Here is a 26310-nt window from a genome sequence, read left to right on the forward strand (position 1 = left end):
AGACTTCTGTTTATTCGGTCGAGATGCCGCCGCTGGTTATGCGCGTCTCGCGTAGGAGACGCGAAGTTAGCCATCTTACCCAACCTATCGACCAAAACATCACGATAGAATATTGCATTATTGACCGAGCCAAGCCTTTGCTTTAAATAAACCAAGCCATGGCATTTTCTACACGCCCACTTTGCTTCAACAAAAAAGAGTTTGTCTGCGCTTCCGTCACAGGTTTGGCAAACGAAGCTGCTGCGCAGGACGTGGACATTGCGCTGTGTATTGCGCACCGGGATGGTGACCACACCCGCAGCCCGCGCAATGTTTGGCGATCCGGCAAAATCGAATTTGAACGTCGCTGCTTCCGTGACAAGGTAGATCAACTGGCCATGACCAACGCGCCGGCCGTGCTCGTCCTGCCATACGCAAAAGCCGCCACCGGCAACAAGACTGCGTTTGCCCGCCACAATATCCATCGCAGGAAAGGCTTCACAATGCGGTCGTCCGCGTCGCGTCGGTCGTTGCGCCATCGCTTTCGCCCCGCCCTGTCTCATCGGTCTCTTTTTTTATATACTCCGATAATTGCCGCACGCCCAATCTAAATCCTATTCTCGCAGCGGCGACGATGCCCGGCTGCCAGGTGCCAAAAAAACAGTGTGCGAATAGGGGCTGCATTTGGAAGCGAGACGCCGGCGCGCCGGGCGCGGCCATTAGCCTCATGGGCGGCGTCTATAGACGCACCCGACCGCGCCTAAGGCGATGGAAAACACACTAATTTTGCAAGGTAGTGTCTGCACCTCAGAGAGGTGTGGCGGAGACGGAGGGATTCGAACCCTCGGTACGGTTTCCCGTACGACGCTTTAGCAAAGCGTTGGTTTCAGCCACTCACCCACGTCTCCGGCTGCGGCAGGCGTTGGCCTATAGCCGGGGTCGCTGGGGGGATCAACCACGCTGGCGCATGCGATCGGACGTAATTTCGTGCCGGGCCAGCGTTCGTTCATTGCCCGGCAAGCGCGACGATGGTTAACCTCGGCGCACCGGAGGGCCGCTGGCGCCGGTAACCAGATGGGGGACGGCATGCGGGTGATCGGTTTCGGGACGGCGTTGGCAGCGATGCTCGCCGGGAGCGCGCCCGCGCAGGTGACGACGATCGATCCCAACCGCGCGATCGACGGCGACCTGTCCGCTCCCGTCGCGGCGCGACCGTCCGCGCCGCCGCGCGCCGCGTCGCGCCCGGTGCCTCGCGCTCCGGCCCCGCAGGATCAGCAGGCGGCACCCGGATTCGATCCGTCCGCCACACCGGCGTCGCCCGCGCAGCAGGAAGCCCGGGTCGAGGCGACGACGCGCGCCGCCGATACCTATCCGCGCGAAGACCTGCTCGCCGCGGGCGAAGGCGTGTTCGGCAAGGGCGCGGCAGGGCTCGCAGGCTTGCTGGAGAAGGTGCTGAAGGACCAGGGCCAGCCCAACGCCTATATCGCCGGCCGCGAGGCCGCGGGCGCGTTCATCGTCGGGCTGCGCTACGGGTCCGGCATCATGAGCCACAAGGTCGAAGGGCAGCAGCCGGTATACTGGACCGGCCCGTCGGTGGGCTTCGACGTCGGCGGCGACGCCAACAAGGTGTTCGTGCTCGTCTACAACCTGTACGATACCGCGGAGCTGTTCCACCGCTTTCCGGCTGCCGAGGGCCGGCTGTACCTGGTCGGCGGCTTTGCCGCGACCTATCTGCGCCGCGGCAATATCGTCCTCATCCCGATCCGCCTGGGTGTCGGCTACCGGGCCGGGGTCAACGTCGGCTATATGAAGATCACGCGCAAGGCGAAGTGGATGCCGTTCTAGCCCGGCGCCGCGCCTTTTGCGGTTGTCGGCGCCCGTGTCAGCCGACGAACCGCCACCCGGTGGATTCGCCCGCCAGGAACGGAACGACCGCGGTATCGCCCTCGCCGATCCGATCGGGGACGACGGCCGGATCGCGCTCCAGCGTCACAATCCCCTCGTTGAGCGGCAGGCCGTAGAAGCGCGCGCCATGTTCCGCCGCAAAGCCCTCGAACCGGTCGAGCGCGCCCTCTTCGTCGAACACGCGTGCATAGGCTTCCAGTGCGAAGGGCGCGTTGAAGATGCCGGCGCAGCCGCAACCCGATTCCTTGGCGCCGACGACGTGCGGCGCGCTGTCCGTCCCGAGGAAGAAGCGGGGGCTGCCGGACACGGCCGCGCGTCGAACCGCCAGCCGATGCGCCTCGCGCTTGAGCACCGGCAGGCAATAGGCATGGGGCCGCAAGCCGCCGTCGAAGATCGCGTTGCGATTTATCATCAGATGCTGCGGCGTGATCGTCGCGCCGATCGGGTGATCGGCCTCCGCCACGAACGCGGCGGCCTCCGCCGTGGTGATATGCTCCAGAACGATCTTCAGCGCGGGAAACTCGCGGGTCAGCGGCGTCAGCACGCGCTCGACGAACACCGCTTCGCGATCGAAGATGTCGATGCTGCGATCCGTGACCTCGCCATGGATCAACAGCGGCATGCCGATCCGCTGCAACGTCTCCAGCACCTTGGTCAGCGCCAGGATGTCGGTGACGCCGTACGCCGAATTGGTCGTCGCATGCGCGGGATAGAGCTTGCAGGCCGTGAAGACGCCGTCCGCGTGCCCCGCCGCGATGTCCGCCGCGTCGCTGCGATCGGTCAGGTAGCAGGTCATGAGCGGCGTGAACGCGGTGCCTTCGTCCAATGCCGCTAGGATCCGCGTCCGATAGCGCGCGGCGGCGGCGGCAGTCGTCACCGGCGGGGTCAGGTTGGGCATGACGATCGCGCGCCCGAACTGACGCGCGGTAAAGCCCGCCACCGCCGCCAGCATCGCGCCATCGCGCAGGTGGACGTGCCAGTCGTCGGGGCGGCGGATGGTCAGGCGCTGGGTCATCGCCGCGTCCTAACCGCCCGATCCGCCCGCCGCCACCTTGGAAAATGCGGCGGGGCGCCTAGGTGCATCATATGGACGCCACCACACTCGTCGATCGCGCGATCGTCCGCCTGTCCGGCGACGACGTCCGCGGATTCCTGCAGGGGCTCGTCACCAACGACGTCACCGGGCCGCTGCCGGTCTGGGCGGCGCTGCTGACGCCACAGGGCAAGGCGTTGTTCGACTTCATCGTCTGGCCGGATGGCGACGACCTGTTGATCGACTGCGAGGCCGCACAGGCGGCGGCGCTCGTGCGGCGGCTCGCGCTGTATCGCCTGCGGCGCCCGATCGCGATCGCGCCCGACGCGGCACTTGCCGTCCATTGGTCGCGCGACGGGACCGCGGGAAGTGCCGACCCGCGGCTGGCGGCGCTCGGTCGCCGCTGGCTGGCGCCGCCGTCGGCGGCGGCGGAGGGATGGCTGGCGCATCGCCTCGCGCTGGGCGTCACGGAAGGGGTGGCCGAATTAGGCAACGGCGAAACCCTATGGCTCGAATGCAACGCCGCCGAGCTGGGCGGCGTGAGCTTCACCAAAGGATGCTACATCGGCCAGGAGAACACCGCGCGGATGCACCATCGCGCCAAGGTCAACCGGCGGCTGGTCGTGGCCCCGCTCGCGGACGCCGGCGATCGCACCCGCGCGACCTACCCCAACCTCGGATGGATGATCGAACATCGCCGCACGGAGGCGATCGGTGATGCGCTGCGTCCCGAATGGCTCGCTGCGGCGCTCGTCGAGGCTCAGCGCCCGACGGCGGTATAGGCGAAGCCCGCTCCCTCGACGTCGTCGCGGTGATAGACGTTGCGCAGGTCGACGAAGACGGGTGCGGCCATGATCGTCTTCAGTCTGGACAGGTCGAGCGCGCGGAAGGCGTCCCATTCGGTGACGATCACCACCGCATCCGCCCCCGTCGCCGCGTCATAGGCGTCCGCGCAATAGGTGAGGTCGGGCATCATCCGCCGCGCGGCATCCACCCCCTCGGGATCGTAGGCGCGTACGGTCACCCCGGCATCGATCAGCGCCTGCGCGATCGCGATCGACGGCGCATCGCGCATGTCGTCGGTGTTGGGCTTGAAGGTCAGGCCGAGCAGCGCGACGGTCCTGCCCGCGACCTCCCCGTCCAGCGCCTGGAGCACCTTGCGCCCCATCGCGCGCTTGCGGCTGTCGTTCACCTTCACCACCGCCTCGACGATATGGACGGGGCTCTCGAAATCCTCGGCGGTCTTGAGCAGCGCCAGCGTGTCCTTGGGGAAGCACGATCCGCCATAGCCGGGGCCGGCATGCAGGAACTTCTTGCCGATGCGGTTGTCGAGCCCGATCCCGCGGCTGACGTCCTGGACGTTGGCACCGACCGCCTCGCACAGGTCGGCGATTTCGTTAATGAAGGTGATCTTGGTCGCGAGGAAGGCGTTCGCGGCATATTTGATGAGTTCGGACGTACGCCGGCCGGTGAACAGCAGCGGCGATTCGTTGAGGTAGAGCGGGCGATAGACGTCGCGCATGACCTTGCACGCACCCTCGTCGTCGGTGCCGATGACGATGCGGTCGGGACGTTTGAAGTCGCCGATCGCGGCGCCCTCGCGCAGGAATTCGGGGTTGGAGACGACCTGGACGTCGATCTCGGGGCGCCGCTCGCGCAGGATCGCCTCGACCTTGTCGCCGGTGCCGACCGGCACGGTCGACTTGGTGACGACGACGGTCGGCCCGGTGACCGCCGCGGCGATCTCCTGCGTCGCGGCGAAGACGTAGCTGAGGTCGGCATGGCCGTCGCCGCGCCGCGAGGGCGTGCCGACCGCGATGAAGATCGCATCGACGCCCGCGACCGAGGCGGCGAGGTCGGTGGTGAAGGTCAGCCGTCCCGCCGCGGCGTTCGATGCGACGAGCGCATCGAGCCCGGGTTCGTAGATCGGCATCCGCCCCGCCTTCAGCGCGGCGACCTTGTCCGCATCCTTGTCGACGCAGATCACGCTATGGCCGAAATCGGCGAAACAGGCCCCCGACACCAGGCCGACATAGCCAGAACCGATCATCGTGATGCGCATGAAACCTCCTGACGAACGGGGCGAAACCGCGGATGGCGGTGTCTAGCCGAACGCGCGCCGATTGCCAGCGCCGCATCGCATGGGACCAGGCGTCGGCCGTTCATGGGCAGAGCGATGCCGTCGCGCACATCCTTGGGCGGTCCTGCGCGATTTTCGCCCGAACATTGCACCAGCCGCAAGCTTTGCCAGCGATGCCGGCCCCGCCGCGCGACCGCCGCGCGCACAAAAAAGGGAGGCCGACTTGCGTCGACCTCCCGATTTCGTTCCTGACGGAAGGACGGGTCTTACTGACCAGCGCCCGGACCGTAGGTGACTTCCACGCGACGGTTCTGCACTTCGCGGACGCCATCGGCAGTCTGCACGCGCAGGTTCGTCTCGCCGAAGGCGTTGGTCGTGACCGACGCATCCGGGATGGAGTGCGACGTCAGGTAAGCCTTGACCGTGTCTGCGCGACGCTGCGACAGACCCTGGTTGTACTTCGCGGTACCCGACGTGTCGGTGTAACCGGCGACCATGACCTGCGCGTTGCCGCAGCTCTGGTACTGGCTGACGGCGTTGTCGAGGATCGACGCTGCTTCCGGCGTGACGTCCGACTTGTTCCACTCGAAGAACACGATGAACGGACCAGGCGAGCAGACCGGAGCCTGTGCGACCGGCTCGGGAGCAGGCGGCGGCGGCGGCGGCGGAACGTCGGGTGCCGGCGGCGGCGGCGGAGGCGTCGGCGAACCGAAGTTGTAGGTCACGCCGCCCAGGATGCTGTGCGAACGGAAACGACCGTCGAACGTGCGGTTGGTGACGTCGACCAGCTTGACGTTGTCGGCGTTGAAGAAGCGATACTTCAGCGTCGCGTCGATGTGGTCGGTCAGCGGCGCGCGAACGCCCGCCAGGCCCTGCCATGCGAACACGGTGTCCGAATCATCGACGAAGTTGCCGCGCGTGTTGAGCGCGTAGTTCGCCTTGACGCGAGCCACGCCGACACCGCCGCCGACGAAGCCCTGGATGCCGTCGTCGTCACCGAAGTCGAGCAGGCCGTTCAGCATGAAGCTGAGTGCCGAGGTGCGACCGCCGGCATAGTCGTAGCTGCCGGCCGGGGTGGAGACGAGAGCGCCAGCCGTATTGTAGCGCGGCGTGGTGACGGTCGACGTGTAGCCATCGACGGTCGCGCTGCGATAACCGACTTCGGTTTCGACGCGGAACCCGCCGAAATCGTAGCCGATGACGCCATCGACATCGTAGCCATAGTCATGATCGACGGTCGCGGCATTGGCGGTGGCGCCGATGTCGTAATCGATGTCTTCGACGATCATCGCACCGCCTTCGACGCCAACGTACCACGACTTGTCGCGGGCGAGGGCGGGAGTGGCGAGTGCGGTGGATGCAAGTGCCAGAACGACGGCAAGCTTCCGCATAGAATTCCCCTTTCTTGAGTGTCACTACGGACAGCGCAAACTCACTATCGGAGGGTTGGTTTCCACGCAAGCCGACAAAAGTCGGGACCTGTGGCAAGGATGCCACACATCTGGTCACCGCGCGATCAGCCCGTGTTGTCGCATCGCGGCGAGGATTTCGGTGATCGTGGCACGCGCTGCGGCGTCCGCGACCGACCCGCCGGAAGGGTCGGCGATCGCCCCGCCGCGGGGTCCGACGACGCCATTGCCGCCAATGACCAGACGATCGCCGTAGATGTCGCCCTCCCGCCACGTGCCATTACGGTAAGTCACTGGCTTTGCGGATGAAACGCACCACACGGCGAACCCCTCGGCGGCCCGGACGAACCGCCAGCCGCCAGCGGTCCAGCCCGCGAGGCACCGCCCCTGCCCCCGCCACGCGCCGGTCGGGGCATCGCCCAGGAGCCAGCATTCGCCGATCCCCGGCGCGTCCGGCGGGACCGTCGCATCCACCGCCACGACCGCCGGCTGGACGAGAAAATCGAGCCGCGTCAGCGCTTCGTTATGCGTGGTTTCTTTTTCCGCCTGCCCCGGAACCAGCAGCGGCAGCGCCAGCCGAGCGGTGTTCTGGTCGGTCATCGTCATGCTCCTTCCTCGAGAATCAGCGTCGCGGGAAGCGACGCGGCGAACGTTCCCTGCTGGACGATGCGGACCATCGCGCGCCCGCTCGGCCGCTCGGCGGCCCCGATCGTCAGCCGGGGGACGGCGGTGGCGATCGACCGCTCCACGCCGTCGGACGACACGATCGTAACGCGATAGGCCTCCGCCTCCTCGGCGAGCGGCACGTCGATGCCGTCGTTCCACCCCCAGCCGCGCCGGCTGCGGCGGATCCAGCCAAGCGTCAGCGCGCCGGTGTCGTCGACATGCGCGCCCACATGCACGGGAGACGGCGGCGCGACGGACGCGCCGCCCGGCGTCAACTCGGCGGCCGCGGGCGCATCGATGTCGCCGACGCCGCTGGCGAGGAACCGCACCCGTCGCCCGATCGCGGCGGGCGGCAGGTCGATCGCCGCGATTGCGTCGTCCTCCAGCAGGGCGAACCGATCGCCGGCCGACTGCGTCCCGATCGCCGCTTCCGTTCCGCGCAATCCACGCCGCAGCCCGGAAAGCGCCCAGCGCCCGCCACCCAGCGGCTCGGCGCGCTCGAACTGGATGACCTCGTCGCCGAGCAGCGCCAGGTTCGCCATGCCCGCCAGGCCGGCAGCATCCGCGTCGCCCAGCGCCATGTCCGCGCGCAGCAATGCAACGACGATCCGGCTGCGACGATCGATCAGCAGCGACGATGCCGGGACCGGCGGCGTCTCGATCCGCCCGATCGTCGCCGGCGCGGCGCTGGCCCCTGCCGACATCCAGCTCGTGCCATCGTCCAGGCTGTACAGCAACGCCGCCTGCCGCCAGCCCGCTCCCTCGCCCGTGGCGAGCATGCTCACCCGCGGCCCGCTCAACAAACGGTCGGGCGGCGACGGCAACTCGGCGACGATCAGCACGGTGCGCCCCGCCACAACGTCGGGTGCGCCGAGCACAATGCCGCTGCTCGCCGGCATCGCCGCCGCCGGCCCCGATGCCAGCGGAACGAGATCGAGCGTCGTCGCCAGCCCCACCACGCTGCTGCTGGCCACCCGCCAGCGCCCCGCCTCGCCCGCGATCGTCACGATCGCTCCCGGCGCCACGGCGAGACCGTCGACGCCCAGACCCACCCGTCGCCGCGTCCGTTCGGCCTCGCCGCGCACGATCAGCGCCGCCGCCACGCCCTTCGCAACTGTCGCATCGAGCACCGCGGGAAGTTCGATCCGCTCGACCCGTTCACGCGTGCCGGAACGCCGCATGCGCTGGACGCCGATCTGGTAATCGCGTGCCGCATCGTAATGCGCCACCGTCACCTCGCGCGGCGCATCCGACGCCACCGTCCGTCGCCGTCCCGCGCCGCTGATCCCGGCATCGACCACGCCCAGCGCCGGGCCGTCGTCGTCCCGCCGCACCAGCCGTCCGCCCTCCGGCTGCCACCAGCCGCCATCGAGCACCGACAGCGTCTCCAGCACGCCCCGTACGCTCGCCCCCGAGGCGGCGAACCCGCCCAGCATCGTCCCGCCGCGCGCCGACACCTCGCCGGCCAGCGCCGCGGCGACGTCGCCGCTGACGACCGGCCCCGCGTCCGCCTCCACCTCGAAGGTCAGCGACGGAATGCGGTTGCCATAGTCCGCCAGCTGCATGCCCTCGAACACGGCATAGGCGATGCCCCGATATGCCGGCGTCGCCCCCATCGCGGCGGCGATCAGCGGATCGACCGCCTGGTCTTCGCCACCCGGATGCAGACGGAACCCCGTCCGCCCCTTCCAGTCGCCCGCCGCTCCCCGCAACAGCTTGCCCTCGGCCCAGATCCGCCGCACGCCGATGATCGGCCGCGCCGACAGCGCGACCGCGAAACTGGCGGCATAGCTGTAGGTGTTGGTGCCCGGCTGCCCCTTGCCGCCGCGGCTGGCCGTGCGCGTCTCGATCAGGTCGGTAGACCAGATCACCGTCCCCGCGACCCGCATCGTGCCGAACAGCTTCGGGATCTGCGTGCCATAGCTCGACGTCTGCACCGCCAGTTCGGTCAGCCGCGGCCCCTCCCGCGCCGCGCCGCGGAACAGGCGCGCATCGATCGCCTGTCCGGCCAGCGCGCCCAGCGCACCCCCGATCGGGCCGCCGATGACGTGGCCGACCGTCGTCAGTACCAGCGTCGCCATCAGTCCGTCTCCTCGTACCGCCAAGCCCCGACCGGCTGCCAGTCCGGCACGCCCGGTCGCATCACCACCCGGCGCAGCGCGGCATCGGCATGGACGATGCCGCCCGCGACCCGCACGCCGCCGTGCAGCTGCCCGGGACCGACCCGGTACAGCAGCACGTCCCCCGCCCGCGCTCCGTCGCCCTGCGTCAGCACCGCATCGAAGCGCGCCGCCACCGCATCGGCATCGCCGCCGCGCATCGGGTAACCGGTGGGCACCTCACCCGACCAGCCCGCCGCCCGCAGCGCCAGCGCGATCACGCCGATGCAATCCAGCCCGCCCGCGGGATCGCGCCCGTGCAGGCGGAACGGCACCCCCACCAGCGTTATCGCCGCCGCCGCCACCCGCTCAGCCACCGGGATAACGGGTCAGCAGGTCGATCCCGGGCAGATGCGGCTCGCCCCGGAAATTGGCGGCATTGGCGAACCGCCCGGCACAGGTCGCGAAACTCTTGTCGCATCCCTCGGTCACCTCGACCAGGACGCGCGCCTCCACCGCGAACGCCGGACCGTCGCGCAGCATCACCCGCGCGCCGTCGGATGCGTCGATGGCCTGCACCAGTCCGCCGTTCGCGCCGCCGAACCAGCGCAGCGTCCCGCCGGCATAGGCGCCCGGCACCGGTTCGACGGCGTCCAGCGTCGCCACGCGATCCGCGATATCCACCACGCGTGCGAACCGCCGTCGCCGGCCCAGCGCCACCCGGCAGCGCCGATCGCCCAGGTCCGCCCGGCATTCGGCCGACGTCTCCTCGACCACGGGTCGCGCCAGCGCCGCGCTTGCGCCCGACAGTTCCGCGGTAAAGCCGTCGTCTTGCAGCGCGACCGCACCGATCCGGCCCTCGCCGAGCGCCGCCAGCCACGTGCCCGTGTCCCAGTCGACCGCGAACAGCGTCACGCGCGCTCCGTCCCATCGTCCCGCGATCAGGTCCGCCTCGCCGATCGCCGCGCTGTTCAGTGCCCCGCCGATATCCATCGTGTCGGGGTCGAGGCCCGCCGACCGCTCGATCGCCGACGGCGTCATACCCGGCGCGGCGCGATGCACCAGCCCATCGATGGTCAGGTCGCGGTCGTGCGTCGTCAGCCCGATCGTCACGCCGTCGTCGCGTTCGACCCGCCAGCACAGCGCGATGCAATGCAGCGTGCTCATGCTCGCACCTCGATCAGCGGCACGGACGCCGCCTCCCCCGCCAAGAACGTCGCCCGCGCCACCTGCAACCGGTCCTCGGCGAAGCGTACGACGACGTCGAACGCGAAGCTCGCGGTCACGCTCGCACCGGCCGCGGGCGCGACATCCAGCACCACCATGCCGTCGGGCTCGACGGTAAATGCCTGGATCGGCACGCCGTCCACCGCGATCCGCACGCTGCCCGCCACCGGCCGCACGATGCGGCGCGTCGTCGCGCCATAATGCTTGACCAGCGCGAACCGGCGCTGCACCCGGTCGCCGCGGCCGATCGCCTCGTCCGTCCCGCTCGCATCGAACGGATCGCGCAGCCGGAACGCCCGCGCCGGTCCCATGCGCGCGCGAAAGAAGGCGAGCAGCGTCGCGATATCGGCTTCCGACCGGACCCCCGGCCCGACGTCGTAGCGCGTGCGCGCCTCCGCCCACGCGGCATGGCGCTGCTCGGCGCCACCCGCTGCGGTGAGCACCGTCGTCGAAAAGGTCGGCGCGACCTCCGCCTCGCGGCCCAGCGCGATCGGGAACAGCACGTCGTCGTAATCCTGCATGGTGTCATCCCCCTCGAAATGGACGAAGCCGTCACGCATCACCTGCGGAAGCGCCCACAGGAACACCGCCGCGACCCCGCGTGCGCGCGCGGCGAGTCCCGCCGCCTCGATCAGCGCCCATTGCGCCGCCTGGTCCGGTCGCAGCACGAAACCCGACAGGTAATGCTGGCGCGCCCGCGGATAGCCCAGCCGCGCCTCCGCCGCCGCGACGCCGCGCACCGTCGCGGCGGCATCCCCCTCGGTCACCCAGTCGTAATCCTCCAGCTGCAGCACGTCGAACGCCGGATAGGCCCAGCCGACCGGCATGTTCGCGCGCTTCAGCTCCGGCGCCGCCCGGTCGAGCACCGTCGGCAGATAGGTCAGCAGGAACGTCTCGCACGCCGGCTGCGCCGCCCTGACGGCGGCGACGAGGGCCGCCGTCGATGCGGCGAGCGCCGCACCCGCCCGATCCATCGTCGCGATCTGCGCCGGCGTCATCGCACCACGCACGCTCGGGATCGCCGCGGGAGCCAGCGCCGCCGTCGCCGCCGCATCGTACAGGCAGGGCCGGCCATCCGGCATCGTCCACCACCACGGCTCGCCGACCTGGAACCGGGGCGCCAGTCCCGCATCGACCCCGATCGCGACGAACGCCGCCGCGACCGCGCCCAGATAGGCCATCGCCCCCGCATGACACGGCGAGAGCAGCGTCGAAGGGGGTTCCCACCCGGTCCGCGCCGGTGCGCCATCCGCCGCGCGCTGCTTCCAGTCGTTCCAGCAATGCGCGTCGAACAGTTCGTAGCTCAGCGACCAGATCAGGCCGTACCCCAACGTCCGCGCCCGCGCGGCGAAGTCGCGGTGCCACGCCGCGCAGGCGGCGTTCAGCGCAGCCCCGCGCAGGCCGACGTAGAACCCGCCGAAGAGGGGCTCGAGCCGGAAATAGTGGCTCATGCCCACGTAATGCGTGATCGCGCCGCGATAGCCCAGGTGGAGCGCGTTGCGCAGCAGCCGCGCCGGGGTCAGGTTGTAGCTGTCGTCATAGCCGCTCGCGATCGCGAAACCATGTTCGGGCAGCACGGCCTCGCCGATCGCCAGCACCGCGCCCGGACCGTCACAGGCGATGTCGGTCCATTCGACCCATCCCTCCTGCGCGGCCGCCAGCACCGCATCGCCGCCGTCATAGTCGGGCGGGACCAGCGACACGAACATCCGGTCGATATCCCCCGCCCACACCGGTTCCGCCTCGGTCGGCAACAGGAAACCACCGGCAAGGTCCGCGAAATCGAGCGTCACCGTCGCGTCCTCGGGCGATCCTTCGGCATAGTTCCACAACCGCACGTACCAGGCGCGCGGCTGCCCCGCTGCGTCGCGACCCTCGATCGTCAACGTCGGCCCGTTCACCGCGTCCAGCGGCTTGATCCCCGCCGACCGCCAGCGGAACCGCAGCCGGCACCCGCGAAAGTCCCGCGCCGTCTCGTAACGCAGCAGCGCATGGTCGAACCGGTCCTCGGCATCCCAGATCAGCCCCGCCAGGTCGCCGCGGGTATAGAACACCGCATCGACCCGCAGCGCATCCGCCGCCGGGTTGGTGACCGCGGCCATCATCGGTCGCGGAAAATTGACCGTCCAGAACCGCGGGTCGAAGCGGGTCATCACCCCCTCCGCCTGCCGCTCCCGCCGGGAACACAGCCAATGCGCCATGATCGCCTCCCCTGAAAGTGTCCGATGCGGTGCGGGTGGCTCAATCCGCCAGCGCCGCGCGGACCGCGCGGGCAATCTGGCGGCCGGAGCGCTGCAACGCCGCCGGCGCCTCCCCCGGACCGGCATTCACCGTGATCGACACCCGCACCGCGCGCGGCGCCGCATCCCGCCCGCCCGCATCCACCCGGCCGCTCGTGGTCGGCACGAACAGCTCCGGCCCGCGCTCGCCGACGATATAGCCACGGCCCGGCGACACCGGCCCGCCGGTCGCCCGGCCGGGCAGCCCCGCGAGGCCCGCGAGCGCGCCGGCGAGCGACGCACCGGCGCCGCCACCGCCGGTCACCGCACGCACACCGTCGTGCACCGCCGCCCTGGCGATCTCCGCCAGCACGCCCAGCGCCGCACGCTTCAGGTCTTCCAGCCCGAACTTGCCCGATCGCACCGAGCGCAACAGCGCGTCCTCGATCGCCCGTCCGGCGCGCGCCGCGCCGGCGCCCAGCCCGTCCTCCAGCGTGCCGCGCATCGTCTCGACCTCGCGTGCGAACCCCGCGGTGTCGGCGCGCACGCCGACCACCATCCGCTCGATATCATCCATCCGGAAATGCCTCCCGCATCCGGGCGAGCGTCGCCGCGTCCGGCGGCATCGCCGCCGCCTCGCCGCCTCCGCTCGCCGCCCGCACCACCGCCGCCAGCTCGGCAGGCGTGGCCCGCCAGAACGCGTCCGGGCTCCAGCCCAGCACCGCCCCGGCGAACCCCGCCAGCCGCGCCGCCGATCCGGCGAAGCCGCGGCCATCCTCTCCGCCGCGGCCGCTCATCGCCCTGCCAGTATCTGTCCGATCAGCACCCGCAGCACCGGCGTCACCTTGGCGAGGCCCAGCGCGACGATCGCCTCGCCCAGCCGCTCGCGGGTCATGCCGTCGGGCAGTTCGCGCAGGCAGTGCCAGAACAGCGTCACCATCTCCCCCAGCGCCAGCCTGCCCTCGGCCGCACGCTCGACGAGCGCGAACAGCGGCCCCAGTTCGCCCTCGGCGGCGACCAGCGCCTGGAACGACGGCCGCAGCACGACCTCGCACCCGTCGACGCGCAGCGCGCATTCGCCGCGTACCGGATTGCCGGCGCCGCTCATGCCACCACCACCGGGCCGGAGCTTTCCAGGCTGACCGTGTAGGATCGCTCGCCGTTGAAATCCCCGGCATAGTCGAGCCGCGTCACGAGGAACCGCCCGGTCATGCTGTCGCCGCTCTCGAAGCTCAGCCGGTAATCGTCGAGCATGCCCGCCAGCGCGCTGGCCTTGATCCGCGTCTCCGCCGCCGATCCGGTGAACACGCCCGCCCCCGACACGCTGATGCTGCGCACGCCGGCGCCCGACAGCAGCTGCCGCCAACCGCCCGAATCCTTGTTCGTCACCACCACCGCTTCGCCGTTGACGCTCAGTTGTGTCGTGCGCAGTCCCGCCACCGTCGCGAACGCCGGCACCGCCGCGCCGTCCCCGACCTTGAGCAGGAACGCACTGCCCCGTTCCACCGCCATATTCGTCTCTCCTCGTCAGTTGCTGCGGTACATCCGCACCGCAAAGGTGCTGGTCGCCACCCAGCGTTCGCCCTTGCCCAGCGCGATCTGGCTCCGCACCAGCCGCGCCGACGTGATCCGCCACCCGCCACCCGGCTGCGGCGGCAGCGTCGCCATCGCCGCCTCGACCGCGGCGAGCAGCGCGCGCACCCGCACCGGCGACACGCCGGCGTCGATGCAGGTGATCGCGATCGTACCCGTCCGTCCCGCCAGCCCGACCGCGTCGCCCGCCGCCAGCACCGGGTCCTCGACCACCAGATACGGCATCGCCGCGCGCGCCGGCACCGCATCGAAGACCCGGCCCAGCGGCGCCAGATGCGCGATCACCGCCGCCTGCACGATTCCCCCCGCGCTCATGCCCGCACCGCCGGCATCAGCCGCATCCGGCGCCAGGGTCGCCACAGCGCCGCGATCGCCGCGGGCGGTGCGGTGGTGCCCGCGCGATGCTCGAACAGATGCGTCGTCAGCAGCACGATGCCCTGCATCAGCGGCTCGGGCAGTGCGTCCCACGTCTCGGCCAGTCCCGCCGTATAGGCCACCGCCACCCGCGTCGCCGCGCCCGTGGCCGTCGCTCGCACCCAGCCGAAACCCTCCGCGTCGATATCGACCGCATAGGCATCGACCGGCAGCGCGAACCGCACGCCCGCCACCGGCACGCCGGCCAGCGCATCGATCGCCCGCACCGGCGACGACGCCAGCCGCCGCCACCCCTGCGCCGTCCCGATCACGTCCTCGCATCCCCGCGCGATCAGCCGCTGGCCGCAGAACGTCTCGGCCAGCGCCAGTGCCGAACCGGCCGCGCGGGTCAGCACCGCATCCGGCGCCTCCGCGATCCGCAAATACGCCCCCGCCGCCGCCGCCGCTCCGGCGACCGCCGCGGCGGGCATCGCCGCCCCATCCATCCGCATGTCCTTTCCAAAAGGCGCCCCCGCCCACAGCCGGGCGGGGGCACTGCGCCGTCAGGCGGTGGCGAACTTCATCAGCTTGATCGCCTCGCTGTCCGCGACGCAGCCGCCGATCCGCTTGGTCGCGTAGAAGCCGACGAACGGCTTGTTGCTGTACGGATCGCGCAGGATCGCCGTCTCCGCCCGCTCTGCGATCAGATAGCCGGCGCGGAAATTGCCGAACGCGATCGCCGACGCATTGGCGCCGATGTCGGGCATGTCCTCGGCCTCGACGACCGGATAGCCGAGCAGGCTCGCCGGCTGCCCGCCCGCGAGGCTGGGTTGCCAAAGCGGCATGCCGTCGGCGCTCTTGAACTTGCGGATGCGCGCCAGCGTGCTGGCGTTCATCACGAAGCTCGCCCCCTGACGATAGGGCGCGCGCAGGCTCTGCACCAGGTCGACCAGCCGTTCGTCGGGTGCCGTGCCGAAATCGCTCGCCGCGCCGCTCGGCAGATATTGCAGCGTGCCCAGCGGCCGGGAGCCGTCCTTGGCGGTCGAGATCGGTTGCGCCAGGAAGCCCCGCGGCCGGTTGACCCCGTTGCCGTTGACGAACGCCGCCCCTTCGGCCTTGGCGAATTCAATCGCGATCTCGGCCGCAAGCCACGCCTCGACGTCGAACGCCGCATCGTCCAGCATCGCCTGGCTCGCCGACGGGTTGGCGTACAATTCGCCCATCGGCGGCACCAGTTCGGAAAACACCGGGCTCGCCGTCTCCGGTCGCGGCCCCGTCTCGGTCGCCCATCCCGACGGCGTGCCGCCGGTGGTGATGAGCTTGCGATAGCCCGCCGATCCCACCGTCACGACGTTGGCGATCGCCCGGATCGGCGACACGCTCTTCAACACCCGGGCGATCTCGGCATCGATCTCGCGCGGCACCGCGAAGCCGCCGGCATCGCCCGTCACCCCCGTGAACGCCTTCATCTCCAGCGTCGTCCCCTGCCGGACGAATCCGGCGAAGCCGCCGTCCGTCCGTTCCACGCGCGCGCCATCCAGCGCCGGCCTGTCGACCACGTCCATACCCGTTCTCCTCGTTGAAAATCCGTCGGCCGGCGTCAGCCGAGCCGGTCGATCCGCGCCAGCGGCTGCATCGGCACCGCCACCAGGCTGACCTCGGCGAGCGCCACGCGCAGCAGCTCGCGCCGGCCGCCCTGCCGCACCGACACCGGGCGATAACCGACCGACAGCCCGGTGAGGCTGCGCCCGCGCACCAGCGCGGCGATCGCGCAATCCTCCACCACGCCCTCGACGCGCAGTCCGCGCGCATCCTCGCGCAGCACGTCGATGCGACCGACCGGGGCGCCGCGATGCTGCCACAGCAGCGGTACGCAATCCGCCCCCGCGAAGGCGCCCGCCCGCATCACGTCGCCCGCCCGGTCGGCCCGGTCGAACAGCGCGGCATAGCCGCCAAAGCTCACCGCAACCATTCGCCGAACCCCAGCCTGATCGCGAGTCCGGTCAGCAGCAGCGCGCCCGCCAGCCGCACGCACCATCCTGCCACGGCCTTCCACGCCGACCTCTTGGCATCGCGCCACGCGTCCAGCAGTGCGCGCAGCTCGGCGAGGTCGGCGTGCGCCTGCGCGTCCGCCAGTCCCAGCCGGGTCAGCGCCCGCGTCGCCGACAATTCGCCCGCCTCTTCCGCCACCGCGCGCATCGTCGCCAGGTCGGCGCCCTCGCGCGCCGCCTGCGCCATCAGTTGCGCCAGCACCTCGCCGCTCATGGCTCCACCCCCAGCATCCGCCGCTTTTCCTCGACCGACAGGAAGTCGGCCGCCCCCACGTTCGCCCACAGCCGCTCGCGATCCTCGCTCAGCGACGGCACGCGGTCGAGGTCGACGCCCAGCGCCGCCGCCTCGAACCAGCCGCGCAATCCCTGCGCCAGCGCATCAAGGATCACCGTCGCCAGCGGCAGTACGGTCAATCGCCACAACGCCCGGTTCGCCTCGCGATAATTGGCGTAGGTGGCGTCGCCCGGCAGCCCCAGCAGCATCGGCGGCACCCCGAACGCCAGCGCGATCTCGCGCGCCGCGGCGGATTTCAGCCCGACGAAATCCATGTCGGCGGGGGACAGCGACAGCGCCTGCCACTTGAGGCCCCCTTCCAGCAGCATCGGCCGCCCGGCATTCCCCGCCCCTGCGAACCCCGCCTCCATCTCCGCCTTCAGCCGGTCGAACTGCTCGGCGGACAGCGCGGCGCCATCGCCGGGGTCGTAGACCAGCGCCCCCGACGGCCGCGCCGCATTGTCGAGCAGCGCCTTGTTCCACCGCCCGGCGGCGTTGTGGACCGCCACCGCGCCCGACGCCGCCCCCAGGCAACCCATGCCATAATGGTCGTCGATCGGGTTGAAGGTGCGGATGTGCACCACGTCGGGCTGCGGTCCTTCGGCGTCGAGCCGCGCCCGCCGCTCGCCGACCGCATAGCGATAGGCGGTCGGCCACCCCGCCGCGTCCACCTCGACGCTCACCCGCTCGGGTCGCAGCGCGTACAATGCACCCGCCCCGCCCTCCCCGTCGCGCAGGATCTGGACATAGGCGTTGCCGTGCAGCAGCAACTGCGCCGCCACCGTCTCCAACAGCGCCTGCCCGCCCGACCGCGCGGTCACCAGCGCCAGCAGCGCGGGGCTGCTCGCGACCAGCGGTGCCGCCGCGACGCCCTCCGCCACCAGCTTGACCGCGCGCTGCAACACCGCGTTGCCCGCAAAGCCGTCGCGCACCTGCGCCTCGTACGACCGCGGCCATTCGCCCAGCGCCGTACCGCTGCCGCCGCGCGACAGCGCCGGCCGCGCGCCTTCGCGCGCGCCCTTCCACCCGAACAAGCGCATGATGATCTCCTGCAATCCTTCCCGGCACGGGAAGGGGAACCGCGTCCGACGGACGCGGCGAAGGACCGGCCGCTGCGGCCGTCCGTGCGAACATGGGGCACCGCGCGTCGCACGGCACGATCGATCGGCTAGAGCGTCCGGACCCCGGCCCGCGCGCGCCGCCCGAGCATCAGCTCGGTCAGCGCCCAGACCAATGCGTCGGCGCGATCCGGCGAGCGGCCCGGCCCCTGATAGCCGCCCCCGGCGACCAGCCCGCACATCTCGTCCTCCAGCGCAGGAAACCGCCCGCAATGGCGGACGCGGCCGCGGTGATACAGGGTGGCCACCGGCTCGGCGCGCGCCACCTTGCCGCGGCTCGCCCGCACCAGCGTCAGCGGCAGCGTCACGTCGGCCGCCAGCAGCACCGACCGCACCATCGCACCGCCCTGGTTCGCCTCGGCGATCACCCGGTCGGCGCGATGCCGCGCCGCACAGCCGGCAACCGCCCGCGCCCATGCCTCGGGCGATGCCGCCGCCACGCTCGCATCGTCCAGCACATAGGCCACGCCGTCGCCGTCCAGCCCGACCGCGACGATCCCGCAGGCATCGCCGCCGCCACCATCCTCGATCGATCCGGCCGGCGGATCGACCCCCACCACGACGCGAACCAGCGCCTCCGGCACGTCGCTCCGCAGCCGGTCGAGCGCCGCCCGCGACCACAGCGCCCCGGCCAGGTCGTCGATCATCTCGCCGTCCAGTTCCTGCCGTCCCAGCGCCGTGCCGCCGTAACTCTCCTCGACCTGCTCGACGAAGGCGGCGGGCAGGAACGGATTGTCCCGCGTCCGGCCGCGCGTCTCGACCAGTCCCCGCATGCGCAGCACGCGTTACATCAAATTCGTCGGCCGCGGCGTCGTCGTCACCAGCACGCGCGGGTGCGCGCCGCGTCGCATGCCCATCATCAGATTGTCCCAGGCCGCGTCGCCGCGCCGCCATTTGGCCAGTTCGTCGCACCACGCCGCACTGTGCTCGGGCCCGCGCAACTGATCGGGCACGTCGGCGGAAAAGACGCGGGTCAGCGCACCGTTGGGCCAGCGGACCTCACCCCGACTGACGGTATACCGCGGCGTCCGGCCGGTCTTGGCCACCGCACGCAGCCCGCTCGGTCCGTCGATCATCACCCGGCGCACGTCGGCGGCGGTCGCACCGACCAGCGCGATCTGCGCGCCGGCGTCGGCCGCGGCGATCGCCGTCACCCATTCGGCGCCGGCGCGCGTCTTGCCGAAACCGCGGCCCGCGCGGATCAGCCAGACCCGCCAATCCCCGCCCGCGGGCGCCTCCTGCCCGGGCCGTGCCCACCCGCGCTCCCACCGCTCCGCCAGCTCCCGCCGCATCGCCGGCGTCAACGCGGCCACCAGTCTGCCGCGCTCGGCATCCGGCAGCGCCGCCAGCGCGGCGATCGTATCGATCCGCTCCGTCATGCCCCCACCACCTCGATCGGCACCGCCGCCGCCCGCTTGCCGGCGGCAAACGCGGCGAGCTTGCCGAGGATCACCCGGTCGGTGTCATCCCGGCTGGCGGCATCGGGCCCGGACGTCTTCGCGCGACCGCGATCCGCACGGCCGGCCCGGTCGAGCGCCAGCAGCTTGATCGCACGATCCCAGTCGGCCGACCCGAGCGACGGCGTGCCGTCCGGCCCCCGTTGCGCCTCGCCACCCGCGAGCAGGTACCCGACCAGCCGCGTCTCGAGCAGGCGATAGCCCGCACGGGTCGCCTCCTCCCATTGCCGCGCGAAGGCGGCGTCGGTCCGCAGCGGATGGCGCACCTGCGCCACCGTCAGCCCGATCGCCGCGGCCGATGCCGCCACGTCGCCGCTCGCCGCAAGCCGCCCGAAGAAGATATCCCGCATCGTCACCGTCCATCGCGGGCGGCGCGTCGTCGGGCGAACCGATCCGGCCACCCGACGGTCATCCCGTCGAACGCCGCCATCCCCCCGCTTGCCGTCATCGTGCATCGCCGCCCCCTCGTCCCCGCCCGCAATTCTTCAGCGTTCCCGTTATGTACCGAGTAAGTGTGACGATGTCAAGGGTTTTGTACCTATCTGGTTACTTTGTGTGCGTGTCCGCCGCCACGGTGGTCGCGATGCCGTGCCGTGCCGTTGCCCAGGCGTGACATCGGCTTGATCTCACCGGGTTTTGGTCGATACCATTCGATGGTTATCCGGTTCGGACGGGCCACGAGACATATGCATCCTGCGGCGGGACCGATCGCCCACGGCCTGATCGGACACGATCTCCGGATCGTCGACCTCGACGACGCCTATCTGGCGCTGCTCGGCGTCGCGCGCGTCGCGGCGACCGGCCGGTCCGCGTTGGCCTTCCTGCATCCCGACGACCGTATCGCCGGCGAGACGCTGCTGCGACGCATCCTTCACGACCGGCGCACGCTATCCTTGACGCAGCGTCATCTGCGCGCCGACGGCCAGGCGATCTGGGTCGACGTGCATGTGTCGCGCATCGGCGGGGACGCGGGGCAACTCGTCGTCAGCTGCCGCCCGCTGCCGGGGGCCGGGGCGACGCCGTCCGCCGTCGAGGGACATTGGCAGATGGCGCGACTGCTCCTGCACGCGCTGGCCGACGGCAAACGCGCCTTCGGCGATTCGCTGATCGGCAATCCGGCGACCGAGATCCTGCTGCTCGCCTATGTTGCTGAGGCGGAGGCGCGTGCCATCGCGGCGCGGGAGCTGGCGGACCGGATCGCCGTATCATGGCCGCTTACCCGCCGGTGGCTGGAGGCGCTGGTCGCGTCGGGCTTCGTAGAAGCGGAAATGCCTGGCGCGATCCGGCCCGAAACCCCCGTGCGGCTCAGCCCGCGCGCGCTGGCGATGATCGAGGCGATCTTCGCCGCGCTGGTGGCGGTGGCGCAGGGGCCGTCCATCCCCGCCTGATACCCCGGGCATCAGGCTATCGCCGCGGGCTCCGCCCGAAATCGCTGCGCAGCGCCAGTCTCAGCCGGTCCCGCCAGCCGGGCCGCGGCAACGGCTTCGGCGCGGGCAGCAGCGGCTGGAACTCATGCGGTTCGAACGGCACCCGCGCCAGTTCGAGCATCAGTCCGGTCACGTCGCTGCTCAGGGTGGCATGGTTGTCCGCGTCGAAGGTCGTCCGCAACGCGCGGCCAAGGGGGTAGAGCGCGGCACCCTGCCGGATCTTCAGCTCTTCCTCGTCCTCACCGGATTCGCCCGCCATATGACCCCTCGACCCTGTGCAACGAACGGCGCCGCGCAAGGGTCCGGCAACATCCGTGCGTCAGGCGCCGGGCGGATCGCCCCCGCCCGCGTCGTCCCCGCCGTCGCCCTCGGTCGGCGCGGGTTCGTCACCGCCGTAACACCGATCCAGATAGTGGTTGGCGATGATGTAATGCGCCCGCACCGCCAGTGGATGCGTCGCGCGCTGCGCCAGCTCCAGCTCCGTCTCTGCACGCCCGTAGAAATACTCGTCGTCACGCATGTCTGTCTGTCTGCATTGCCGCAAGGACACGGCCTGCCCGCCCCGCCTTGCCATTTCGTTGAAGATGCCCGGATAACGCCCGGATGCGGCGATTTGAGCCGTCAGCGCCCCGCCGCATCGGCAAGCCGTGCCCAGGCCGCGATCTCGGCATCGGCATGCGCAGCGACCGTCAGGCCGCCGGCATTCCCCGTGGCCGGATCGACCTCGACCGATCCCCACCATTCCCAGGTCGCATTGCCCGACAGGCTGACCATCGCGTCCCGCGCGACGGTCGCGCGCACCAGGCCGCCGCGGTTGAGGACGGTGATCGCCGCATCGTACGCCAGCCGCCCGGTCAGGCACGCGGCGAAGGCCGACGCCGCCATCGCGCTCCCGCAACTGTCGGTCAGTCCGACGCCGCGTTCGAACGTCCGCACGAACAGCGCCTGGCCCGGCGCCGATCCATCGTCGCGGCCGCGCAGCTCGACGAACGACACGTTGGCGCGATTGGGCAGCCAGTCCGGCGCCGCCTCGCACCGCTCGCCGACCGCGACCAGTTCCGCCTCGTCGATCGCGTCGACGAACGCGACCAGATGCGGGTTGGGCATCGCCACCGCGGTGAACGACCGCGCGCTCCCCAGCGGCGGCACCGCGGCCTCGACGATCCGCTCCACGCCGGCGTGGAGCGGCCAGGCGGCGACGTCGAGCGCCGCCGGTCCCGCCGTCTCGCGCACCGTGTAGACGCCCGCCGCGATGTCGGCATCGCGGACCACGTCGGCGCTCGAGGTCTTGAGCCGCACCCGCGCCGCATCGATGCCCAGCGCCTCGAACCCCATCCGCGCCACGCAGCGCAATCCGTTGAGACAGGTTTCCGCCTCGCTGCCGTCTGCGTTGAACATGCGCATCGCGAACGCGGCGTCGCCCGTGCCCTCCGCGAGCAACAGCAGCCCGTCGCCGCCGACGGGGCCGCGCCGGTCGGCCAGCGCCCGCGCCACCCCGGCCCAGTCTTCGTCCGGAAGGTCGATCCGGCGTGCGTCGATCAGCGGAAAATCATTGCCCGAACCATGGCATTTCACGAAGTCGAACCGCACGTCACCCATCCCGTCAGCGACCCGATGGGCCGGTTATGTTCTCTTGTGCCGCCGCCGTTACACCCGCCGCGGCGCTCACGGCAATCGATAATGATCGGCGAGCCGGTCGAGCGCCAGCGTCAGCACCAGCCGCCCGCCGCGCGCCGGCCAGCCGAGCGCCTTCTCCGCCGCGGGCAGCCCCTCGCCCGCGCAGATCACCCGCCACGCGATGTCGCGCAGCCCCCGCCCGACGTCCGCCATCGCGGCATCGAATCGCCGCTTCGCCGCGATCTGCGCCGCCATCGGGTCGAGGCCGCCGCCGCTCCCGCCATCGACCCGCGCCGCCCAGCGCATCGTTACCCGCGGGCCCAGCGCCGCCGTCTCGTAATCGCCGCGCAACCGCTCGCCGGCCTCGAACTGCCGCGCATCGACGAGCCCGCGCGCCCTCAGCCAGGACAGCGGCGATTCGCCGACGTTCACCGTCACGTTTCGCCCCGCCCCCACCGTCCGCTCGACCAACTTGCGCATGCTTCCCCTCCCTGTCGAATCGCGGGCGGGGGTTGCCACATCGTCAGCATTGTAGGACAGCGTCGTAACCGCACCGGTTAAGGACGCAGCATGATTACCGCGATTCGTGAAGTGCGTAGGGCCAAGGGACTGACCCTCGAAGAGGTCGGCCGCCGCTGCTCGCCTCCAACAACGGCCCAGACGATCGGCCGGCTGGAGACGGGGACGCGGACCGTCTCGGTCGGCTGGCTCAACCGGATCGCCGCCGCGCTGGACGTGGCCCCCGCCGATCTCGTCACGCTGCCCGATCGCGCCGCGCTGCCGGTCGCCGCGACGCTGGATGCCGACGGTGCGCACGCGCCCCGCAAGGCGCTGACGCTCGTCGCGCCGCACCCGTCCGCGGGCGGCGTCGCGATCACCGTGACCGGCAGCATCGGCGACTATCGCGCCGGGGACGAGGTCTGGTGCGACCTGCGCGTTCCCTCCACCTTCGCACAGGCGCTCAACCGCGACGTGCTGTTGCCACGGCCCGCGGGGCATTTCCTCTTCGCCCGGCTGATCGGGATCGACGGCGACACGCTGTTGCTGATCCCGCCCAACGGCCGCCCGCAATCGGTGCCGATGCCGCCGTGGCTGGCACAGGCCAGCCGCCTGATCCGCACGCTGTAGCGGACCCGCTTTAGCTGCACCGCAACATCTGCTAGGGGGACGGCCATGCTCAACCTCAACGGCATCACCGTGCGCCTCGGCGGCCGCACGATCCTCGACGGCGCCAGCGCGGCGCTGCCCCCCGGCAGCCGCGTCGGCCTGATCGGCCGCAACGGCGCCGGCAAGTCGACCCTGGTGCGCGTCATCGCCGGCATGCTGGAGCCCGACGACGGCACCGCCGACATGCCCCGCGGCGCCCGCCTCGGCTATATCGCGCAGGAAGCGCCCTCCGGCACCGCGACGCCATTCGACACGGTGCTCGCCGCGGATACCGAACGCGCCGAGCTGATGATCGAATCCGAAACCAGCGAGGATCCGGACCGGCTCGGCGACGTCTACGAACGGCTGATCGCGATCGATGCCTATACCGCGCCGATGCGCGCCGCGCAGATCCTGCTCGGCCTCGGCTTCGACGAGGATATGCAGCAGCGTCCGCTCGACAGCTTTTCGGGCGGCTGGAAGATGCGCGTCGCGCTCGCCGCGCTGCTGTTCTCGCAGCCCGATCTGTTGCTGCTCGACGAACCGTCCAACCACCTCGATCTCGAAGCGGTGATGTGGCTCGAGGATTTCCTGGTCGGCTACAAGGCGACGATCGTCGTCGTCAGCCACGAACGCGATTTCCTCAACAACGTCGTCGATCACATCCTCCACCTCCAGAACGGCAAGATCACGCTGTATCCCGGCGGCTACGACAGCTTCGAACGCCAGCGCGCCGAACGCATGGCACAGCTTGCCGCGGCCAAGGCGAACCAGGACATCCAGCGCGCGAAGCTTCAGGATTACGTCGCCCGCAATTCGGCGCGCGCCTCGACCGCCAAACAGGCGCAGAGCCGGCAGAAGATGCTCGCCAAGATGCAGCCGATCGCCGAACTCGCCAACGATCCCTCGCTCTCGTTCGACTTCCCCGATCCCACCGAACTGCGGCCCCCGCTCATCACGCTCGACATGGCGAGCGTCGGCTACAGCGAAACGCCGATCCTCAAGCGCCTCAACATGCGGCTCGATCCCGACGACCGCGTCGCGCTGCTGGGGCGCAACGGCAACGGCAAGACCACGCTCGCCCGCCTGCTCGCCGCCCAGCTCGCGCCGATGGACGGCGAGATGTCGGCCTCGGGCAAGATGAAGGTCGGCTATTTCACCCAGTATCAGGTCGAGGAACTGGACGCCGACGACACCCCGCTCGAACACATGACGCGGATCATGAAGGGCGCCAGTCCCGCCGCGGTGCGCGCGCAGCTCGGCCGCTTCGGTTTTTCGGGCGACAAGGCGGTGGGTAAGGTCGGCAAGATGTCCGGCGGTGAAAAGGCGCGCCTCGCGCTCGCGCTCATCACCCGCGACGCACCGCACATGCTGATCCTCGACGAGCCGACGAACCACCTCGACGTCGACGCGCGCGAGGCGCTGGTACAGGCGCTCAACGCCTATACCGGCGCGGTCGTCCTCGTCAGCCACGATCGCCACATGCTCGAAATGACCGCCGACCGCCTCGTGCTCGTCGACAACGGCACCGCGAAGGAATTCGACGGCAGCCTCGACGATTACATCGCCTTCGTCCTCGCCGGCGACAAGCCGCCCGAAGCGAAGAAGGCATCGGGCGCGAAGAAGGACAAGGGCAAGCCGATCGACCGCGATGCCGACAAGGCGCGCCGCAAGACCATCCGCGACACCGAAGCGGAGATCGCGAAGCTCACCACCGATCGCAACGCGATCGACCGCGCGATGTTCGACCCCGGGACCGCCGAGCCGCGCTTCGCCAAACTGGCGATGTCCGACCTGATGAAGCGCCGCGCCGACCTCCAGTCGCAGATCGAGGCCGCCGAAGCGCTCTGGCTCGCCGCCACCGAAGCGCTCGAAGCCGCCTGACGGCCACCCTCACCCTACCCGGTCATCCCCGCGCAGGCGGGGATCCATACCGGCTGACGGTATCGAGACACAGGACGGCCAGTGCGTATGGATCCCCGCCTGCGCGGGATGACAACCCGCTTGGTCACCGCCCTCTCACGGTCGGTATGATCGCGCGGAGGCGCAGAGGCGCAGAGGTCTTGCCCACGGCGCCACCGCAACCCTCAACCCTCAACCCTCAACCCTCAACCCTCAACCGGTGGGTACCGCAACGCCGCACCCGGGCCATGCGACATGATGGGACTCCGAAACATCCCCCACACCCGTCATCCCCGCGCAGGCGGGGATCCATACTGGCTGACGGTATTGAGACGCAGGACAGCCAGTGCGTATCGATCCCCGCCTACGTGAGGATGATGGCGCGGGTTGGTGTGAGATCCGCGCGCGTCATCACAAGGCCGCAGAGGACGCCGATCGCCTGTCATAGGCGCGACGAGCGCCCCGCAATCGCTACCGTGACATCGCGCAGGTTGCGTCGAACCCTTCCCTTCTACGTCGTCCGCGCCTCTGCGCACTATCCATCTTCTCCGCGCTTCGCCGCGCACCAACCTTTTTCTCCGCGTCTGCCCGTCTCTGCGTCTCTGCGTCTTTGCGTCTTTGCGTCTTTGCGTGAACCAATCTTCTCCGCGCCTCCGCGCGAACCAACTTTCTCGCTCGCCTCATCGCACGATCCGCTCGGTCACCCCCCGAACCCAATCGCGCACTACGCAACCCAACGGTTGCACAACCTCTG

General features: G+C 70.5%; 29 protein-coding genes, 1 tRNA gene and 1 pseudogene. 5 read left to right on the top strand and 26 right to left on the bottom strand.

Annotated elements, in window-relative coordinates:
• Together LPN01_RS17405 and LPN01_RS17410 are read right to left on the bottom strand one after the other, a co-directional pair.
• Positions 1-464, bottom strand: a 464-nt coding sequence (locus LPN01_RS17405; protein WP_262829692.1) for a hypothetical protein, incomplete at its 3' end; no start/stop codon positions are given.
• Between the two features lie 333 nt (positions 465-797).
• A tRNA-Ser gene (locus LPN01_RS17410) sits at positions 798-887 on the bottom strand.
• A gap of 178 nt (positions 888-1065) precedes the next feature.
• On the opposite strand from LPN01_RS17410, the gene LPN01_RS17415 reads away from it, so the two are divergent.
• Positions 1066-1824 (top strand): DUF1134 domain-containing protein, encoded by a 759-nt coding sequence (locus tag LPN01_RS17415; RefSeq protein WP_262829693.1) that lies wholly within the window; start codon positions 1066-1068, stop codon positions 1822-1824.
• Between the two features lie 37 nt (positions 1825-1861).
• Here the strand turns inward: LPN01_RS17415 and pyrC are convergent, their stop codons facing one another.
• A complete protein-coding gene (gene pyrC / locus LPN01_RS17420) occupies positions 1862-2899 on the bottom strand; it encodes a dihydroorotase (RefSeq protein ID WP_262829694.1) in 1038 nt (345 codons plus the stop codon).
• 71 nt (positions 2900-2970) lie between these two features.
• Between pyrC and LPN01_RS17425 the strand changes: the two genes are divergently transcribed.
• A complete protein-coding gene (locus LPN01_RS17425; protein WP_262829695.1) occupies positions 2971-3699 on the top strand; it encodes a YgfZ/GcvT domain-containing protein in 729 nt (242 codons plus the stop codon).
• Here LPN01_RS17425 and LPN01_RS17430 read toward each other — a convergent pair.
• The 19 genes and pseudogenes from LPN01_RS17430 to LPN01_RS17520 form a co-directional block, all read right to left on the bottom strand.
• Positions 3678-4979: a UDP-glucose dehydrogenase family protein gene (locus LPN01_RS17430; protein WP_262829696.1), complete on the bottom strand. Its 1302-nt coding sequence runs from the start codon at positions 4977-4979 to the stop codon at positions 3678-3680. The genes LPN01_RS17425 and LPN01_RS17430 overlap by 22 nt on opposite strands.
• Positions 4980-5263: 284 nt before the next feature.
• Positions 5264-6388 (bottom strand): OmpA family protein, encoded by a 1125-nt coding sequence (locus tag LPN01_RS17435; RefSeq protein WP_262829697.1) that lies wholly within the window; start codon positions 6386-6388, stop codon positions 5264-5266.
• A gap of 114 nt (positions 6389-6502) precedes the next feature.
• The gene (locus LPN01_RS17440; RefSeq protein ID WP_262829698.1) at positions 6503-7006 is read right to left on the bottom strand and encodes a DUF2793 domain-containing protein; all 504 of its coding nucleotides are present in this window, start codon (positions 7004-7006) and stop codon (positions 6503-6505) included.
• Between the two features lie 2 nt (positions 7007-7008).
• Entirely contained in the window at positions 7009-9153 is a 2145-nt protein-coding gene (locus tag LPN01_RS17445; RefSeq protein WP_262829699.1) for a phage tail protein, read from the bottom strand.
• Positions 9153-9548, bottom strand: a complete 396-nt coding sequence (locus LPN01_RS17450) for a peptidoglycan endopeptidase (RefSeq protein WP_316748901.1) — start codon at positions 9546-9548, stop codon at positions 9153-9155. The genes LPN01_RS17445 and LPN01_RS17450 overlap by 1 nt, the downstream gene beginning before the upstream one ends.
• Positions 9541-10338 (bottom strand): DUF2163 domain-containing protein, encoded by a 798-nt coding sequence (locus LPN01_RS17455; RefSeq protein WP_262829700.1) that lies wholly within the window; start codon positions 10336-10338, stop codon positions 9541-9543. The genes LPN01_RS17450 and LPN01_RS17455 overlap by 8 nt, the downstream gene beginning before the upstream one ends.
• Positions 10335-12599 carry a DUF2460 domain-containing protein gene (locus tag LPN01_RS17460; protein WP_262829701.1) on the bottom strand — a complete coding sequence of 755 codons (2265 nt, stop codon included), beginning with the start codon at positions 12597-12599 and terminating at the stop codon, positions 10335-10337. Before LPN01_RS17460 ends, LPN01_RS17455 begins: the two co-directional genes overlap by 4 nt.
• 40 nt (positions 12600-12639) lie before the next feature.
• Complete coding sequence (locus tag LPN01_RS17465; RefSeq protein WP_262829702.1) at positions 12640-13194, bottom strand: tail tape measure protein; 555 nt, start codon at positions 13192-13194, stop codon at positions 12640-12642.
• Positions 13187-13414, bottom strand: coding sequence for a phage tail assembly chaperone (locus LPN01_RS17470; RefSeq protein WP_262829703.1), 228 nt, complete (start codon positions 13412-13414; stop codon positions 13187-13189). The genes LPN01_RS17465 and LPN01_RS17470 overlap by 8 nt, the downstream gene beginning before the upstream one ends.
• Entirely contained in the window at positions 13411-13725 is a 315-nt protein-coding gene (locus LPN01_RS17475; protein ID WP_262829704.1) for a gene transfer agent family protein, read from the bottom strand. Before LPN01_RS17475 ends, LPN01_RS17470 begins: the two co-directional genes overlap by 4 nt.
• Positions 13722-14129, bottom strand: a complete 408-nt coding sequence (locus LPN01_RS17480) for a phage tail protein (RefSeq protein ID WP_262829705.1) — start codon at positions 14127-14129, stop codon at positions 13722-13724. The genes LPN01_RS17475 and LPN01_RS17480 overlap by 4 nt, the downstream gene beginning before the upstream one ends.
• A gap of 15 nt (positions 14130-14144) precedes the next feature.
• Positions 14145-14525, bottom strand: coding sequence for a DUF3168 domain-containing protein (locus tag LPN01_RS17485; RefSeq protein ID WP_262829706.1), 381 nt, complete (start codon positions 14523-14525; stop codon positions 14145-14147).
• Entirely contained in the window at positions 14522-15076 is a 555-nt protein-coding gene (locus LPN01_RS17490; RefSeq protein WP_262829707.1) for a hypothetical protein, read from the bottom strand. Before LPN01_RS17490 ends, LPN01_RS17485 begins: the two co-directional genes overlap by 4 nt.
• Positions 15077-15127: 51 nt before the next feature.
• Positions 15128-16129: a phage major capsid protein gene (locus LPN01_RS17495; RefSeq protein ID WP_262829708.1), complete on the bottom strand. Its 1002-nt coding sequence runs from the start codon at positions 16127-16129 to the stop codon at positions 15128-15130.
• A gap of 35 nt (positions 16130-16164) precedes the next feature.
• Entirely contained in the window at positions 16165-16536 is a 372-nt protein-coding gene (locus LPN01_RS17500; protein WP_262829709.1) for an HK97 family phage prohead protease, read from the bottom strand.
• Entirely contained in the window at positions 16524-16829 is a 306-nt protein-coding gene (locus LPN01_RS17505) for a DUF6127 family protein (protein WP_262829710.1), read from the bottom strand. The genes LPN01_RS17500 and LPN01_RS17505 overlap by 13 nt, the downstream gene beginning before the upstream one ends.
• Positions 16826-17929 carry a phage portal protein gene (locus LPN01_RS17510; RefSeq protein WP_262829711.1) on the bottom strand — a complete coding sequence of 368 codons (1104 nt, stop codon included), beginning with the start codon at positions 17927-17929 and terminating at the stop codon, positions 16826-16828. The genes LPN01_RS17505 and LPN01_RS17510 overlap by 4 nt, the downstream gene beginning before the upstream one ends.
• Before the next feature lie 128 nt (positions 17930-18057).
• A pseudogene (locus LPN01_RS17515) lies at positions 18058-19386 on the bottom strand (DNA-packaging protein).
• Positions 19383-19814 carry a hypothetical protein gene (locus tag LPN01_RS17520; protein ID WP_262829712.1) on the bottom strand — a complete coding sequence of 144 codons (432 nt, stop codon included), beginning with the start codon at positions 19812-19814 and terminating at the stop codon, positions 19383-19385. The pseudogene LPN01_RS17515 and the gene LPN01_RS17520 overlap by 4 nt, the downstream one beginning before the upstream one ends.
• A 336-nt stretch (positions 19815-20150) precedes the next feature.
• Here LPN01_RS17520 and LPN01_RS17525 point away from each other — a divergent pair, with 336 nt between their 5' ends.
• A complete protein-coding gene (locus LPN01_RS17525) occupies positions 20151-20852 on the top strand; it encodes a PAS domain-containing protein (protein ID WP_262829713.1) in 702 nt (233 codons plus the stop codon).
• 16 nt (positions 20853-20868) lie between these two features.
• On the opposite strand, the gene LPN01_RS17530 is transcribed toward LPN01_RS17525, so the two are convergent.
• The 4 genes from LPN01_RS17530 to LPN01_RS17545 all read right to left on the bottom strand — a co-directional run bounded on the left by LPN01_RS17530 (position 20869) and on the right by LPN01_RS17545 (position 22988).
• Positions 20869-21150 (bottom strand): hypothetical protein, encoded by a 282-nt coding sequence (locus tag LPN01_RS17530; RefSeq protein WP_262829714.1) that lies wholly within the window; start codon positions 21148-21150, stop codon positions 20869-20871.
• A 60-nt stretch (positions 21151-21210) separates the two neighbouring features.
• On the bottom strand, positions 21211-21411 hold the full coding sequence (locus tag LPN01_RS17535) for a hypothetical protein (protein ID WP_262829715.1): 201 nt from the start codon (positions 21409-21411) through the stop codon (positions 21211-21213).
• Between the two features lie 101 nt (positions 21412-21512).
• Positions 21513-22481 carry a diaminopimelate epimerase gene (dapF, locus tag LPN01_RS17540; protein WP_262829716.1) on the bottom strand — a complete coding sequence of 323 codons (969 nt, stop codon included), beginning with the start codon at positions 22479-22481 and terminating at the stop codon, positions 21513-21515.
• 75 nt (positions 22482-22556) lie between these two features.
• Positions 22557-22988 carry a DUF6456 domain-containing protein gene (locus LPN01_RS17545; RefSeq protein WP_262829717.1) on the bottom strand — a complete coding sequence of 144 codons (432 nt, stop codon included), beginning with the start codon at positions 22986-22988 and terminating at the stop codon, positions 22557-22559.
• A 90-nt stretch (positions 22989-23078) separates the two neighbouring features.
• Here LPN01_RS17545 and LPN01_RS17550 point away from each other — a divergent pair, with 90 nt between their 5' ends.
• On the top strand, positions 23079-23636 hold the full coding sequence (locus LPN01_RS17550; protein WP_262829718.1) for a helix-turn-helix domain-containing protein: 558 nt from the start codon (positions 23079-23081) through the stop codon (positions 23634-23636).
• 45 nt (positions 23637-23681) lie between these two features.
• The gene (locus tag LPN01_RS17555; protein WP_262829719.1) at positions 23682-25538 is read left to right on the top strand and encodes an ABC-F family ATP-binding cassette domain-containing protein; all 1857 of its coding nucleotides are present in this window, start codon (positions 23682-23684) and stop codon (positions 25536-25538) included.
• Positions 25539-26310: the final 772 nt, after the last annotated feature.

Origin of the sequence: Sphingomonas sp. A2-49 (genome assembly GCF_025548555.1) — a bacterium.
In the GTDB taxonomy this organism is placed as follows: domain Bacteria; phylum Pseudomonadota; class Alphaproteobacteria; order Sphingomonadales; family Sphingomonadaceae; genus Sphingomonas.